Genomic DNA, 14,116 nt, shown 5'->3' on the forward strand with positions numbered 1-14,116 from the left:
ATCAGCCTCCTACGCTCCAACGGGCAAATGCGCCCCAGAACCAGTCGAATTTCGCCGCAAAGGCCACGAACACCACCCAGACCAGCGAGAATGGCAGGAACACTTTCCAGCCCAGCCGCATCAGCTGGTCATAGCGGTAGCGGGGCGTGATGGCCTTTACCATCGCGAAGATGAAGAAGAAGAACGCCATCTTGGCGACCATCCACAAAACACCATCGGGCAGGCCCGGGATCGGCGACAGCCAGCCGCCGAAGAACAGCAGCGAGGTCAGCGCGCACATCAGGAAAATTGCGATGTATTCACCCGCCATGAACAGCAGGAAAGGCGTGGCCGAGTATTCGACCTGATAACCCGCCACAAGTTCCGATTCCGCTTCGGGCAAGTCAAACGGTGGCCGGTTTGTCTCGGCCAGCGCCGAGATGAAGAACAGGAAGACCATCGGGAAGTGCGGCAGCCAGTACCAGCTGAAGAACCCTAACGACCCATCCTGCGCCCGCACGATATCGCCAAAGTTCATCGACCCGGTCGAGATGATCACACCGATGATGATCAGGCCGATGGAAACCTCGTACGAAATCATCTGCGCGGCTGAGCGCAACGAGCCGAGGAACGGGTACTTTGAGTTCGACGCCCAACCGCCCATGATCACGCCATAAACCTCAAGCGAGGATACGGCGAAGACATAGAGGATTGCTACGTTGATATCCGACAGGACCCAGCCATCGTTGAACGGGATCACCGCCCAGGCGATCATCGCCAGCACGAAAGAGGTGAGCGGCGCGAGTATGAAAACCGTGCGGTCGGCTCCTGCGGGGATAACGACCTCTTTGACGACGTATTTCAACGCATCCGCCACCGATTGCAGCAGACCGTAGACGCCGACCACGTTGGGCCCGCGGCGCATCTGGACAGCGGCCCAGATTTTGCGGTCGCCATAAACAAGGAACAACAGCGAGATCATCACAAAGGCAACAACAGCAAGCACTTGCGCCAGAATGATGATGGCTATTCCGCCGGGGGTGTTAAAGAATTCAGCCATTGGTCCTCACACCGTGGGTATTCCGTTTTTCGCGCGCGATGCAAAGGCCAGATGCCTGCGCAAACTGCGGCTGGGTCGGCGCGTTGGTGTAAACAGCATCTGCCGCCATAGCGCCACCCTTTTTCTTTCGTTTCCCGCACATTTCCGGCGCAGTCAGGTGCGACCCAACCGCAGCACTGGCTTGCGATATGAAACTGCTATGGTTCATTCCGCCGCAATCTTCTCGGCTTTGCGGACCTGCGCCTGCGCCGACAGCTCGGCCATCAGTTGCGAGGCCCGTGCGATCGGGTTGGTCAGATAGAAATCCTTGATCGCGTTGCGGAAGGTCGCCTGGCCTAAAGATCCGGCCTCAAGCGCTTGAACCTCATTCTCGATCACCTCGTCGATGCGGGCCAGATGGGGGACCGCCTCGATCAAAGCTGTGCGCAACTGCGCCAGCGAGTCATAGGGGAGCGTCGCCCCCAGTTCAGCCGACAGCGCACGAAGGATGGCCCAGTTTTCCTTGGCCTCACCCGGCGCAAACCCGGCGCGCATCGCCAGTTGCGGACGGCCTTCCGTATTCACGAACAGACCGTTTTCCTCAGTATAGGCCGCACCCGGCAGGATCACATCTGCGCGGTGTGCGCCCCGATCTCCGTGGCTGCCCTGGTAGATCACAAACGCGCCTTCGCCGATTTCGACCTCATCCGCACCAAGGTTATAGATCACATCCGCAGCATTGATAGCTTCCATGCCGCCTGCGTTTGTGGCGTCCACATCCATCGCGCCCACGCGCGACGCCGCAGTGTGCAGAATGATCAGGCCGCTTTCCGTATTTGCGGCAATTGTTTGCGCGGCAGCCAGAACAGCGGCTCCATCCGCCTCCTGCAGCGCTCCCTGCCCGATGATGACCAGCGAGCGTTTGCCCCTGATTTCATCGTCGCCCCCCATGTCGACAACCTTTTGCAGCGCCGCGCGGTCACCGCCCACATGATGGTACGCATAAGTCAGATCGACCGCTGGACCTACCAAAGCGACTTCGGCCCCGTGCGCCCACGCCTTGCGGATACGCGCGTTCAAAACCGGTGCCTCATCGCGCGGGTTGGTGCCAATCAGAAGAATACGCTCGGCCGTATCGATGTCTTCAATCGCGGCGGTCCCGGCATATGCGCCACGGTTCCCGGCCGGAAGCTTGGCTCCTTCGGTGCGGCATTCGACAACACCGCCCTGCCCTTCGATCATCTGTTTCAATGCGAACGCAGCCTCGACCGGCGCCAGATCACCGACGATACCGGCTGGCTTCTCAGCGCTTTTCAGCGCCTCTGCGGCCTTGGTCAGTGCTTCGGACCATGAGGCCGGGCGCAGCTTGCCGTTTTCACGGATGTAAGGCTTGTCCAGACGCTGACGCCGCAACCCGTCCCAGACAAAGCGGGTTTTGTCGCTGATCCACTCCTCGTTCACTCCGTCATGATTGCGAGGAAGGAATCGCATCACCTCGCGCCCTTTGGTATCGACACGAATGTTCGATCCCAGCGCGTCCATGACGTCGATGCTTTCGGTCTTGGTCAATTCCCACGGGCGGGCGGTAAACGCATAAGGTTTCGAGGTCAGTGCCCCTACCGGGCACAGGTCGATAATGTTGCCCTGCAGGTTCGAATCCAGCGTCTGGTTCAGATACGAGGTGATCTCGGCATCCTCACCGCGCCCTGTCTGACCCATCTGAGTGATCCCGGCGACTTCGGTGGTGAAGCGCACGCAGCGGGTGCAACTGATGCAGCGGGTCATTGCGGTGCCCACAAGCGGTCCCAGATCCAGATCATCAACCGCGCGTTTGGCTTCCTTGAACCGCGAACCGGACAGGCCATAAGCCATCGCTTGGTCCTGAAGATCGCATTCGCCGCCCTGATCGCAGATCGGGCAATCCAGTGGATGGTTGATCAGTAGGAACTCCATCACACCCTCGCGGGCCTTCTTGACCATGGGAGAGTTCGTCTTGACCACCGGCGGCTGCCCTTCCGGCCCCGGGCGCAGATCGCGCACCTGCATCGCGCAGGAGGCAGCCGGTTTCGGCGGACCGCCCACTACCTCAACCAGACACATCCGGCAGTTTCCCGCAATCGACAGACGCTCGTGATAGCAGAAACGCGGTACCTCGACCCCGGCTTGTTCACAAGCCTGTATCAGGGTCATCGCACCATCGACTTCGATTTCCTGCCCGTCGATATTGATCTTGCGGAGGTCAGACATGGCTCTCAATTCGCTCTCAAATAAACGCCAATGGCGCTGTTTCTTTGGATTTCCTTCTGCCCCAGAGAGCAGAACGTTTTGGGGTTGTCGTAGGACACGCCGTTTTTCGCCAGATAAGCCTCGCCCTTGGCCCGCATCCGACCCTTTTCAGCATCCGACTCGACATAGGAGCGGATTTCCGTGTCCGAGTACCCCAGATTATTCGCTTTGGACCGCAGTCCCCACATCACACTGATCGCTTTCAATCGCCGCCCGCTGATCGACGGGCAGAACTCGGAAATCTCATTTGCAATGGCGATGTAGTAGAGTTCGTTGTCGATCTCTTTGACATCCCTCAAGGGCGGCTTTGCTTCTGTCACCGTCGGCAAGGCCATCAGCGATGCGAGGGCAACTAGTTTTACAACAGACATGGGTTTTCCTTTCGTCTTGGACTGTCCAAGACGAAGCGGTTTGCGGCTGCTAGGCAATAACACCCTGCCCGCCCACCGAAGATATGGAAAAACACCGGTCATGGCCGCTGGCAGGTTCCTGCAAATGTCAGTTGATCATTGCTGACGCTGAGGTTCTGCGGGTCAGTATCCGGACCCACCTTCCAAGCAATCCGAGACGATCCGAAGTTCTGGATGCAGAATTTGGTACCTTCATGACGTCCGGCCTCGCGCGCACCATCGAGTGAAGCAGAGACGCCTTTGACGACAACCGTAAAGTCCGCGGGCGAGGTTTTCTTGTTGACCACCTTCGCCTTGGCCCTGAACGACTTGCCGTCGAACAAAAGCCGGTCTGCCGACGGCTTCACCAGACCGCATGCAGAAACACCAGCCAGCGCCAACACAACAATAAGGGCTTTGGGGGCCTTCATACTTTCCCTCTTTGTTTTCTGTTCCGCTGCGTCGCCATCAAAACGCCGCCACCAATGCCATAAGCCCGATCACGACCATGCACGCCCAGCCGATCACATACAGAATTGTCCGCGGACCGCTGCTTGGCTTGCCAATCCCTTTCAGGTGCACAACCAGCATCGCCAAGCGCGCAACCAACGCCACTGAGGCCAGCAGGTTTACCCAGAACGGGCTGACGCCCAGCAAAATCGCCGCTGTTATGACAGTCACAAACGCAGGAAGTGTTTCCGTTCCATTCAGATAGGCCCGGTTCAGACGATACGCCTTGTCGGCATAGTCCTGCTCGGGTGTCGCACCGGGTGCCAGCCCTTTGGCTTGTTTGGCCAGTGCCGAAAACGGCGCCAGAAACAATACAACCAGCGTGAATAGCACAACCGACGCAATCGCGTGGCTATATTCAGCAAACACTTCCATCTTCGTTCACTCCGCTGCCATCGCACCCATACGGCCCGATTTCTGAGCCTTGATGCGGTCTTCGATCTCTTCCCGGAAATTGCGGATCAGGCCTTGGATCGGCCAGGCGGCCGCATCGCCCAAGGCGCAGATCGTGTGTCCTTCGACCTGTTTGGTCACGTCAAACAACATGTCGATCTCTTCCAGTTCAGCCTCGCCGCGCACCAGACGATCCATCACACGCATCATCCAGCCGGTGCCTTCGCGACACGGCGTACACTGGCCACAGCTTTCATGCTTGTAAAACTTCGACAGGCGCCAGATCGCCTTGATGATGTCGGTGGATTTGTCCATCACAATCACCGCTGCCGTACCCAGACCCGACCCCAGGTCGTTGCGCAGGTAATCGAAATCCATGATCGCGTCGCGCATGTTTTCACCGCGCACGCAAGGAACCGAGGATCCACCAGGGATAACCGCCAGAAGATTATCCCACCCGCCGCGAATGCCGCCGCAATGGGTTTCGATCAGCTGTTCGAACGGGATCGACATCGCCTCTTCGACGACACATGGGTTGTTCACGTGGCCCGAGATCGCAAACAGCTTGGTACCGGCGTTGTTCTGGCGACCAAATCCAGCGAACCAGTCCGCACCCCGACGCAGAATGGTCGGCACCACCGCGATGGATTCCACGTTGTTCACAGTGGTCGGACATCCGTACAGCCCCGCACCCGCCGGGAACGGAGGCTTCATCCGCGGCATGCCCTTTTTGCCCTCAAGGCTTTCAATCAGGGCGGTTTCCTCGCCACAAATATAGGCCCCTGCCCCGTGATGAAGGAAAAGATCGAAATCCCAGCCCGAACCAGCGGCATTTTTGCCAAGAAGCCCCGCGTCATAGGCCTCATCAATCGCAGCCTGCAATGCCTCACGCTCGCGGATGTATTCGCCGCGCAGGTAGATATAGCAGGTATGTGCGTTCATCGCGAAAGAGGCGATCAGACACCCTTCAATCAACGTGTGGGGATCATGGCGCATGATCTCACGGTCTTTGCAGGTGCCGGGCTCGGATTCATCGGCATTCACAACCAGATAGGAAGGGCGACCGTCGCTTTCCTTTGGCATGAACGACCATTTCAGGCCAGTTGGGAAGCCCGCACCGCCACGTCCGCGCAGCCCGGAATCCTTCATCGTCTGAATGATCCAGTCCCGGCCCTTTTCAATCAGGCCAGCGGTGCCGTCCCAATGCCCGCGGGCTTGCGCGCCTTTCAGCGTGCGTTCGTGCATCCCGTAGATGTTGGTAAAGATCCGGTCCTGATCCTTCAGCATCATTCGTTACCTTCAGCTGTCCTGACGCATGCGCCAGAGTTGAAAAATGTTCACACCCGCATAAATGAATGCCGCCAGAGCGGCAAAATCAAACAGCAGCGCGTGCCGGGCTGTCAAACCCAGCGCGGGGCCAATGAACAGGTTCATGGCAAGCCAGATCACCATCGTCACCGCAATGACGATGCCGATATGTCGGCCCTTTCGGGCTATAGCCTGATCCTTGTCCTTGTCCATCATCCCCCGATGCCCCGATGGGGCACCCGTTTAGTCTTTGTAGGTGCCATCTTCCTTGGCACGTTTGGCAAATTCGGTTTCCTCACCCGCCGCAAGCTTGGCTGCTTGTTCAATCCAGCCATCGCGCTCGATCCGGCCCTTGAACTTCAACCGTGCATCGACCCAGGCGACCTGTTCCGGTGTCCAGGCAGCGATCTGATCATAGTGGAAGAAGCCCAGCTCGTTCAGCGTCTGCTCCAGCTTGGGGCCTACGCCTTTCAACAGTTTCAGGTTATCTGCCTTGCCGTCGCGCGCGCCTGCCAGTGTTTCGGGCTGGTCCTCTTTCGCTGCCTTCGCCTCAGCGGCCTGTTTCGCAGCAGGTTTCGCCGGGGCTGGCGCTTTGGGCGGCTTCGGTGCCGCTTTGGTCGCTGCCGCTTTGCCATCCTTGCCCAACCAAGGGGTCAGGATCGGAACCTCGGTCCCGTCGATGCGTTTGACCGTATCGCCAATATCGGTGGCCAGTTCGACGCTGGCGTTATACCGGGCCTTTCCGGCCTCATGATCGGTCAGACTGGTCAGCCCTCTGAGCGGTTCAGCCGCATAACGTCCGTTTTGTGGGCCCGGCGTCGGAACTTTCCCCGCCACCAGATCATCGAGGATCTTGCCAAAGCTCTCGGCGGTCAGGTCTTCGTAGTAATCCTTGCCGATCTGCGCCATCGGCGCATTGGTGCAGGAGCCAAGGCATTCGACCTCTTCCCAACTCAGCTTGCCATCAGCCGACAGTTCGTGCGGTTTCGCCGAGATCTTTTCCTTACAGACCGCAATCAGGTCCTCTGCTCCGCAGATCATGCAGGAGGTCGTACCACAAACCTGAATATGCGCAGCCGACCCAACGGGTTGCAGTTGGAACATGAAGTAAAACGAAGCAACCTCAAGCACACGGATATAGGCCATACCCAGCATGTCGGCGACGGATTCAATCGCCGGACGGCTCAGCCATCCCTCTTGTTCCTGTGCGCGCCACAGAAGCGGAATGACCGCGCTGGCCTGACGGCCTTCGGGGTATTTGGTGATCTGCGCTTCGGCCCATTGCTGGTTGGCAGCGGTGAAGGCAAAGCTTTCGGGTTGTTCGGGATGAAGACGGCGGAGCATTAGCGGTCAATCTCTCCAAATACGACGTCCATGGTGCCGATGATAGCGGCGACGTCGGCCAGTTGGTGGCCTTTGGCAACGTGGTCCATGGCTTGCAGGTGCAGGAAGCCCGGTGCGCGCAGTTTGGCGCGGTAGGGTTTGTTGGTGCCGTCGGCGACCAGATAGACGCCGAACTCGCCCTTGGGGGCTTCGACGGCAGCATAGACCTCACCGGCAGGCACGTGGAAGCCTTCGGTATACAGCTTGAAGTGATGGATCAGGCTCTCCATCGAGGTCTTCATGTCCGAGCGTTTCGGTGGAGTGATCTTGCCGCGCGCCAGAACGTCACCGGGACACTCGCGGATTTTGGCGATGGCCTGACGGATGATCAGCAGCGACTGGCGCATCTCTTCCATGCGGACAAGGTAGCGGTCATAGCAATCGCCGTTCTTGCCGACGGGAATCTGGAATTCAAACTCATCATAGCACTCGTAGGGCTGCGCGCGACGCAGGTCCCAGGCCAGACCCGATCCACGCACCATCACGCCCGAGAAGCCGTATTTCTGGATGTCATCCTCGGTCACCACGCCGATATCGGCGTTGCGCTGCTTGAAGATGCGGTTTTCGGTCAGCAGCCCGTCAATGTCATCAAGGACGCTTGGGAATTCGTGACTCCAGGCCTCGATATCGTCCAGCAGTTCGGGCGGCAGGTCCTGATGGACACCACCGGGGCGGAAATAAGCGGCGTGCAGGCGGGCGCCACAGGCACGCTCATAAAACACCATCAGCTTTTCGCGTTCTTCAAAACCCCACAGCGGTGGGGTCAGAGCGCCCACATCCATCGCCTGTGTCGTCACGTTCAGCAGGTGGTTCAGAATGCGCCCGATCTCGGAATACAGCACCCGGATCAGCGAACCCCGGCGCGGCACCTCGACCCCGGTCAGCTTTTCGATGGCCAGACACCAGGCATGTTCCTGGTTCATCGGCGCCACATAGTCCAGACGGTCGAAATACGGCAGGTTTTGCAGATACGTCCGGCTTTCCATCAGCTTTTCGGTGCCACGATGCAGCAGGCCGATATGAGGGTCGCAACGTTCGACAATCTCGCCGTCCAACTCGAGCACCAGACGCAAAACTCCGTGCGCCGCGGGGTGTTGCGGGCCGAAGTTGATGTTGAAGTTGCGGATCTTCTGCTCGCCGCTCAGCGCGTCCGTGCTGCCGTCATCATATCTTGAGCCGTCCATCAACGCCCTCGTTTCTTCTTTGCTTCGGCCCGAACCCGGACCTTTTCGGCCTCGACCGCCTTGACCGCAGACCCGGCCAGTAGAACCCCAAACGCGCCCAGAATGATCAACTCACCTATCATCTCAGCGGCGCTCCAACTCTTGCAGTTTCAGCCCGACCCACCACAGCAATGCGATCGTGCCAAAGGGAACCAGACACAGCAGGCACCAGTATTTGTTGATCCCGAAGAACGGCAAAATCTTCACCATCGGAATGATGGTCAGCGCAGACAGGATCAGCCACCAAATGCCACCCATTATTCGGTCTCCTGTTTCTCATCCCCTGGCAGAATGTAGTTCGCACCTTCCCATGGGGACATGAAATCAAACTGACGGTACTCCTGCACCAGACTGACCGGCTCGTAGACGACGCGTTTCTGCGCCTCGTCATAACGCACCTCGGTGTAGCCCGTGGTCGGGAAATCCTTGCGCAGCGGATGGCCACGGAAGCCATAATCCGTCAGGATGCGCCGCAAGTCTGGATGGCCCGAGAACAGGATGCCGAACATGTCGAACACCTCACGCTCGAACCAGTTGGCCGAGGGGTGGATATCGACTATCGAAGGCACCATGTCATCTTCGCGGATCGAAACCCGCAGACGGATGCGCTGGTTCTGGTACATCGACAGGAAGTGGTACACCACGTCGAACCGCTTGGCACGTTCGGGGTAATCGACACCGGTGATATCCACCAGTGTCGAGAACTTGCAATTTTGGTCCGACCGCAGGAATTCTACGAATTCCACGAGGTTCGACGGCGCCACATCGACGTTCAGCTCACCATGGGTCACATCCCAGGACAGAACACAATCGGCTCGTTTCAGTTCAAGCTGGGTGCCGAGTTCTTTGAGTGCTTCGCTCATCTACCCTTCCCCTCAGCGTACAATTGTGCCGGTGCGGCGAATTTTGCGTTGTAGCTGTAGCAGACCGTAAAGCAGCGCCTCGGCGGTCGGAGGGCAGCCGGGCACATAGATATCCACGGGAACAACCCGGTCGCAGCCGCGCACAACGGAATAGGAATAGTGGTAGTAACCACCGCCATTCGCGCAGGACCCCATCGATATCACATAGCGCGGCTCGGGCATCTGGTCGTAAACCTTGCGCAACGCAGGGGCCATCTTGTTGGTCAGCGTGCCGGCCACGATCATCACGTCAGATTGGCGCGGAGAGGCGCGCGGGGCGATGCCGAAACGTTCCGCATCATAGCGCGGCATCGAGGTGTGCATCATTTCAACCGCGCAGCAGGCCAGACCAAAGGTCATCCAGTGCAGCGAACCGGTACGGGCCCAGTTGATGATATCCTCGCTCGAGGTCAGCAGAAAACCTTTGTCCTGCAACTCGGCATTCAGGGCCTGGGTGGCGGCTTCCTTGTCGACGCCAGCGGTGTTTGCACCGGTCATCACTCCCATTCCAAGGCCCCTTTCTTCCACTCATAGGCAAAGCCGATGGTCAGCACGGCCAGAAACACCATCATCGACCAGAAGCCGACATCGCTGATATCGCGGAACCCGACGGCCCAGGGAAACAGGAATGCGATCTCAAGATCGAAGATGATGAAGAGAATCGAGACCAGATAGAATCGGACGTCAAATTTCATTCGCGCATCGTCGAAGGCGTTGAAGCCACATTCATATGCGCTGACCTTTTCGGGGTCGGGATTGCGGACAGCCAGTACAACGGCGGCAAGAATCAGGACGATTCCAAGGCCTACGGCAACGGCCAGAAACACCAGAATCGGGAGGTACTCCCGCAGCAGGTCTTCCACGAATAGCTCCTTTCTTGCGCACGCATCTTGTCGGGTGCGCCGTCAATTGGCGTGTTGACTGGACATTCTCTATCCCCGCCGGGTCAGAGGGTCAACCGAACACAGCCCCGTTCACCATCAAACATACGCTTGACAGCGCGGCATAGAATCGCATTTCGCGCGTTTTGCATTGGCTTGCGGAAACTCGGTAAACTTACTTATTCCATGCAGGTTTACGTTTTTCGAAGAACGCCGCGATCCCGTCACGCGCCTCTTCCGTTTCCCAGCGTTCGACCAGTTCGTTGATGGTCTGGTCGATTGTGGCATCATCTATACGAGGTCCCAGAGTTCGAACCAGTACCTTGGCAGATGCAACCGCCCCCGGCGCGCACGAAAGGTAGGGCCGGACTTCATCTTCTATCGCGGCCGCAAGCTGCTCGGAGGGCACAGCCTTTGCCAGCAATCCCAGATCAACCGCTTCGGGCGCATCGAACAACCGGGCCGACATGAACACACGCCGTGCCCGCGCCTCACCCATACGAGCGATAACATAAGGGCCGATTGTCGCCGGAATCAGCCCCAGCCGGGTCTCGGTCAGTCCCATCTTCAGACTATCTACACCGATGGCAACATCGCACACGGCGGCCATCCCAACGCCTCCGCCAAAGGCGTTGCCTTGTAGCGCCCCGATCAGGGGTTTGGGCATTGTGTTCAACGCCTGCAACATCTCGGCCAGCTTGCGCGCCTCGACAAATCGCGTCGCCTTGTCGGCCGCCATCTGGTCCTGCATCCACCCCAGATCACCACCGGCGCAAAACGTCTTTCCCGCAGCGGCCAGAACGACCACCCTGACAGAGCCATCCTGACCCAGTTGCGACGCGGCCTGTGTCAGCTCGGTGATCATTTGACCCGACAGCGCGTTGTGCTTTTCCGCCCGGTCCAGAGTTAACGTGGCAACACCGCGTTCGTCTGCTGAAATCGAGATTGTTTCGAACATGTTAGCCTCTCAACGCCTTGGCCATCTGCGCGGCCTCTTCGACCACATCGATATCCAGACCGGTTTGGTAGCCCAACCGGTGCAAATGCGCTGCAACGGTTTCAGTCGCGACATTGCCCGCGGCCCCCGGAGCATACGGGCAACCGCCAAGCCCACCCACGGCCGCATCGAACACGCGCACCCCCAGCGAAAGTGCCGCATCGATATTGTCGATTGCACGCCCATTGGTGTCATGAAAATGCCCGGCAAGCCGCGTCACAGGAACCCTTTCCCGCACCGCCAGAAGCATATGAGCGATCTTGTCTGGCGTGCCTTGCCCGATCGTGTCCCCCAATGACACCTCGTAACAGCCCAACGCAAACAGCCGGTCGGCAACTTCGGCCACTTTCTCGGGCGGGGTCGGGCCGTCATAAGGGCAATCCGTCACGCAAGAGACATAGCCGCGAACCGGAAGGTCGATATGGCGCGCCGCTTCGAGAATCGGCGTGAACCGTTCGATTGACTCGGCGATCGAGGCATTGATGTTTGCCTTGGAAAACCCCTCGGAAGCAGACGCAAAAATGGCAATCTCATCCGCTTTGGCGGCCAGCGCATCCTCGTATCCGCGCATATTCGGCGTCAACGCCGCGTACCGCACTCCGTCCGCGCGGGTAATACCGGCCAGAACCTGCGCCGACCCCGCCATTTGAGGAACCCATTTGGGAGAGACAAAGCTTGCAACTTCGATCCGTCGAAACCCGGCGCGGCTAAGGCAATTGATCAGCGCCACCTTGTCGGCAACCGGTATCTCACGTGTTTCGTTTTGTAGCCCGTCGCGCGGTCCAACTTCGTAGATTTCGACCAGATCACCCATGTCAGAACCCCTTATGGCTTGTTCTCATTCCAAAGACGGATCGCGCGACCGTGCCACGTCAAACCGCGCGGGTACAGATCACTCTTCTTCCAAACGCACCAAAGCCGCCCCAGCCTCGACCTGCGCGCCATCTTGGACCAGCACCTCGGCCACCACACCATCTCGCGCGGCCAGCAACGAATGCTCCATTTTCATCGCTTCGAGAATAGCCAAACGGTCGCCTTCTTGAACGGTCTGCCCTGCGGTGGCAAAGACTGCCTTGACCAGACCCGGCATCGGCGCCTCGATCACGTTGGTGTCACCCGTCGCGCTGGCATCCCGGTCAAGCGGATCTATGACGTCGAAACTGCGACCGTAGTCAGTAAATACGGTCAAAGTAGTTCCGCTGACAGCCACCCGGGGCATCGGTGCGCCGCTCAGCGCCCACCGCCCCGAGACCCGCTCGGCCACGACACGGTGTTCGCCCAGCTGCCAAAGCTGGCGATCCGACCCGTCGACTTGCACGTCCAGATCAAGAACCTCTCCCTGATCGGACAATTGCACCGCCCGATGCAACGGAGCCCAGAGCGAAAACCCGGTGTCAGGCGCGACATCCACCAGATTCAGTGCGGTCATCGCAGCCGCAACAGCGGTTGTGGCCGAAGTCGGCGATTCCTGCACCAACCCGTCAAGATCGCGCCCGATCAGGCCCGTATCTACATCGCCCGAGGCAAATCCGTCATGGCGGGTCAGCGCGCCCAGAAAGGCGAGGTTCGTAACGGTGCCCGCCACTTCGGTCTCCCGCAGCACTCGGTTCAACGTCTCAAGCGCGACGGCGCGGGTCGGACCGTGTACCACCACTTTGGCAATCATAGGGTCATACCACGGGCTGATCGTGTCGCCTGCGCGAACGCCACTATCCGCACGGCAGTTGGCCGGGAAAACCAGATGGGTCAGTGTACCTGTCGCCGGCAAGAATCCTTTCGGCACGTCCTCGGCATAAAGCCGGGCTTCGAAGGCGTGACCCGAGATCGACAGATCATCCTGATGCCTGGGAAGGCTCTCTCGAGCCGCAACGCGCAACTGCCATTCCACCAGGTCGACGCCGGTGATGGCTTCTGTCACCGGATGCTCCACCTGTAGGCGCGTGTTCATCTCCATGAACCAGAATCTGTCGGGGCGCAGCCCGTCCGAGGCATCGACGATGAATTCAACCGTGCCTGCACCCTTATAACCTATCGCCTCGGCGGCGCGCACGCCCGCCTGCCCCATCGCCTCACGCATCTCAGCCGTCATACCCGGCGCCGGAGCCTCTTCGATCACCTTCTGATGGCGGCGTTGCAACGAGCAGTCGCGTTCGAACAGATGCACGGCATGTTTACCATCACCAAACACCTGCACCTCGATATGGCGGGGTTTGGCCACGAATTTCTCGACCAGCACAGCGTCATTGCCAAAGGCGGTTTTGGCTTCGCCCCGTGCGCTGTCCAATGCGGAACGAAAATCCTCAGGGCGTTCGACCAGACGCATACCTTTACCGCCACCGCCTGCAACCGCCTTGATCAGCACCGGATATCCAATCGCATCAGCCGCCCCCGCCAGATGCTCGGGATCCTGATTGTCGCCGTGATAGCCGGGCACCACGGGCACGCCAGCCTGTTCCATCAACACCTTGGCCGCGTCCTTGAGGCCCATTTTGCGGATCGCATCCGCTGATGGGCCGATAAAGGTCAAACCTGCGGCCTCGACCGCGTCAACAAAATCGGGGTTCTCTGACAGGAAGCCATAACCGGGATGGATCGCCTGCGCGCCCGTATCCAGCGCAGCCTGAATAATCACATCACCCTTCAGATAGCTTTCCGCCGGGGCGGGGCCGCCGATATGAATGGCCTCATCCGCCATCTGCACATGCTTGGCCGCCGCGTCCGCATCGGAATAAACAGCAACGCAAGATACGCCCATCCTCTGAGCGGTTTCCATAACCCGGCAAGCAATCTCGCCCCGGTTGGCAATCAGGATTTTGTTGAACATAG

General features: G+C 59.0%; 17 protein-coding genes. All 17 read right to left on the reverse strand.

Going from position 1 to position 14,116, the window contains the following annotated elements; genetic code table 11:
• Position 1 precedes the first annotated feature (1 nt).
• Entirely contained in the window at positions 2–1,039 is a 1,038-nt protein-coding gene (nuoH, locus tag AC2FPW_RS10485; protein ID WP_496813619.1) for an NADH-quinone oxidoreductase subunit NuoH, read from the reverse strand.
• Between the two features lie 204 nt (positions 1,040–1,243).
• Entirely contained in the window at positions 1,244–3,265 is a 2,022-nt protein-coding gene (gene nuoG / locus AC2FPW_RS10490) for an NADH-quinone oxidoreductase subunit NuoG (RefSeq protein ID WP_496813620.1), read from the reverse strand.
• Positions 3,266–3,270: 5 nt separating this feature from the next.
• Entirely contained in the window at positions 3,271–3,675 is a 405-nt protein-coding gene (locus AC2FPW_RS10495) for a DUF5333 domain-containing protein (protein WP_480898981.1), read from the reverse strand.
• A gap of 98 nt (positions 3,676–3,773) precedes the next feature.
• Complete coding sequence (locus AC2FPW_RS10500) at positions 3,774–4,124, reverse strand: hypothetical protein (protein WP_267362834.1); 351 nt, start codon at positions 4,122–4,124, stop codon at positions 3,774–3,776.
• 37 nt (positions 4,125–4,161) lie between these two features.
• Positions 4,162–4,578 carry an MAPEG family protein gene (locus tag AC2FPW_RS10505; protein ID WP_209597677.1) on the reverse strand — a complete coding sequence of 139 codons (417 nt, stop codon included), beginning with the start codon at positions 4,576–4,578 and terminating at the stop codon, positions 4,162–4,164.
• Positions 4,579–4,584: 6 nt separating this feature from the next.
• Positions 4,585–5,883 (reverse strand): NADH-quinone oxidoreductase subunit NuoF, encoded by a 1,299-nt coding sequence (gene nuoF / locus AC2FPW_RS10510; RefSeq protein WP_209504919.1) that lies wholly within the window; start codon positions 5,881–5,883, stop codon positions 4,585–4,587.
• Positions 5,884–5,895: 12 nt separating this feature from the next.
• A complete protein-coding gene (locus tag AC2FPW_RS10515; RefSeq protein WP_209598087.1) occupies positions 5,896–6,117 on the reverse strand; it encodes a DUF5337 domain-containing protein in 222 nt (73 codons plus the stop codon).
• A 30-nt stretch (positions 6,118–6,147) separates the two neighbouring features.
• Positions 6,148–7,248 (reverse strand): NADH-quinone oxidoreductase subunit NuoE, encoded by a 1,101-nt coding sequence (nuoE, locus tag AC2FPW_RS10520; protein ID WP_496813621.1) that lies wholly within the window; start codon positions 7,246–7,248, stop codon positions 6,148–6,150.
• Positions 7,248–8,471: an NADH-quinone oxidoreductase subunit D gene (locus AC2FPW_RS10525; RefSeq protein WP_171631140.1), complete on the reverse strand. Its 1,224-nt coding sequence runs from the start codon at positions 8,469–8,471 to the stop codon at positions 7,248–7,250. The genes nuoE and AC2FPW_RS10525 overlap by 1 nt, the downstream gene beginning before the upstream one ends.
• A complete protein-coding gene (locus tag AC2FPW_RS10530; RefSeq protein ID WP_267362849.1) occupies positions 8,471–8,593 on the reverse strand; it encodes a hypothetical protein in 123 nt (40 codons plus the stop codon). Before AC2FPW_RS10530 ends, AC2FPW_RS10525 begins: the two co-directional genes overlap by 1 nt.
• A 1-nt stretch (position 8,594) precedes the next feature.
• A complete protein-coding gene (locus AC2FPW_RS10535) occupies positions 8,595–8,768 on the reverse strand; it encodes a hypothetical protein (protein WP_010442775.1) in 174 nt (57 codons plus the stop codon).
• Positions 8,768–9,373: an NADH-quinone oxidoreductase subunit C gene (locus AC2FPW_RS10540; RefSeq protein WP_267362853.1), complete on the reverse strand. Its 606-nt coding sequence runs from the start codon at positions 9,371–9,373 to the stop codon at positions 8,768–8,770. Before AC2FPW_RS10540 ends, AC2FPW_RS10535 begins: the two co-directional genes overlap by 1 nt.
• 12 nt (positions 9,374–9,385) lie before the next feature.
• Positions 9,386–9,919 (reverse strand): NuoB/complex I 20 kDa subunit family protein, encoded by a 534-nt coding sequence (locus AC2FPW_RS10545; protein WP_496813622.1) that lies wholly within the window; start codon positions 9,917–9,919, stop codon positions 9,386–9,388.
• On the reverse strand, positions 9,910–10,275 hold the full coding sequence (locus AC2FPW_RS10550) for an NADH-quinone oxidoreductase subunit A (protein ID WP_209504455.1): 366 nt from the start codon (positions 10,273–10,275) through the stop codon (positions 9,910–9,912). Before AC2FPW_RS10550 ends, AC2FPW_RS10545 begins: the two co-directional genes overlap by 10 nt.
• A 193-nt stretch (positions 10,276–10,468) precedes the next feature.
• The gene (locus AC2FPW_RS10555; RefSeq protein WP_496813624.1) at positions 10,469–11,251 is read right to left on the reverse strand and encodes a crotonase/enoyl-CoA hydratase family protein; all 783 of its coding nucleotides are present in this window, start codon (positions 11,249–11,251) and stop codon (positions 10,469–10,471) included.
• A gap of 1 nt (position 11,252) precedes the next feature.
• Positions 11,253–12,104 carry a hydroxymethylglutaryl-CoA lyase gene (locus AC2FPW_RS10560; RefSeq protein WP_267362861.1) on the reverse strand — a complete coding sequence of 284 codons (852 nt, stop codon included), beginning with the start codon at positions 12,102–12,104 and terminating at the stop codon, positions 11,253–11,255.
• Between the two features lie 78 nt (positions 12,105–12,182).
• Positions 12,183–14,114 carry an acetyl/propionyl/methylcrotonyl-CoA carboxylase subunit alpha gene (locus tag AC2FPW_RS10565; protein ID WP_496813625.1) on the reverse strand — a complete coding sequence of 644 codons (1,932 nt, stop codon included), beginning with the start codon at positions 14,112–14,114 and terminating at the stop codon, positions 12,183–12,185.
• Positions 14,115–14,116: the final 2 nt, after the last annotated feature.

The sequence above is a fragment of the Ruegeria sp. SATB027 genome (genome assembly GCF_059613825.1).

Bases quoted from the DNA above. Each gene is read 5' to 3' on its own strand.
- nuoH (WP_496813619.1), bottom strand. From the start codon at position 1,039: ATGGCTGAATTCTTTAACACCCCCGGCGGAATAGCCATCATCATTCTG.
- nuoG (WP_496813620.1), bottom strand. From the start codon at position 3,265: ATGTCTGACCTCCGCAAGATCAATATCGACGGGCAGGAAATCGAAGTC.
- AC2FPW_RS10495 (WP_480898981.1), bottom strand. From the start codon at position 3,675: ATGTCTGTTGTAAAACTAGTTGCCCTCGCATCGCTGATGGCCTTGCCG.
- AC2FPW_RS10500 (WP_267362834.1), bottom strand. From the start codon at position 4,124: ATGAAGGCCCCCAAAGCCCTTATTGTTGTGTTGGCGCTGGCTGGTGTT.
- AC2FPW_RS10505 (WP_209597677.1), bottom strand. From the start codon at position 4,578: ATGGAAGTGTTTGCTGAATATAGCCACGCGATTGCGTCGGTTGTGCTA.
- nuoF (WP_209504919.1), bottom strand. From the start codon at position 5,883: ATGCTGAAGGATCAGGACCGGATCTTTACCAACATCTACGGGATGCAC.
- AC2FPW_RS10515 (WP_209598087.1), bottom strand. From the start codon at position 6,117: ATGGACAAGGACAAGGATCAGGCTATAGCCCGAAAGGGCCGACATATC.
- nuoE (WP_496813621.1), bottom strand. From the start codon at position 7,248: ATGCTCCGCCGTCTTCATCCCGAACAACCCGAAAGCTTTGCCTTCACC.
- AC2FPW_RS10525 (WP_171631140.1), bottom strand. From the start codon at position 8,471: ATGGACGGCTCAAGATATGATGACGGCAGCACGGACGCGCTGAGCGGC.
- AC2FPW_RS10530 (WP_267362849.1), bottom strand. From the start codon at position 8,593: ATGATAGGTGAGTTGATCATTCTGGGCGCGTTTGGGGTTCTACTGGCC.
- AC2FPW_RS10535 (WP_010442775.1), bottom strand. From the start codon at position 8,768: ATGGGTGGCATTTGGTGGCTGATCCTGTCTGCGCTGACCATCATTCCG.
- AC2FPW_RS10540 (WP_267362853.1), bottom strand. From the start codon at position 9,373: ATGAGCGAAGCACTCAAAGAACTCGGCACCCAGCTTGAACTGAAACGA.
- AC2FPW_RS10545 (WP_496813622.1), bottom strand. From the start codon at position 9,919: ATGGGAGTGATGACCGGTGCAAACACCGCTGGCGTCGACAAGGAAGCC.
- AC2FPW_RS10555 (WP_496813624.1), bottom strand. From the start codon at position 11,251: ATGTTCGAAACAATCTCGATTTCAGCAGACGAACGCGGTGTTGCCACG.
- AC2FPW_RS10560 (WP_267362861.1), bottom strand. From the start codon at position 12,104: ATGGGTGATCTGGTCGAAATCTACGAAGTTGGACCGCGCGACGGGCTA.
- AC2FPW_RS10565 (WP_496813625.1), bottom strand. From the start codon at position 14,114: ATGTTCAACAAAATCCTGATTGCCAACCGGGGCGAGATTGCTTGCCGG.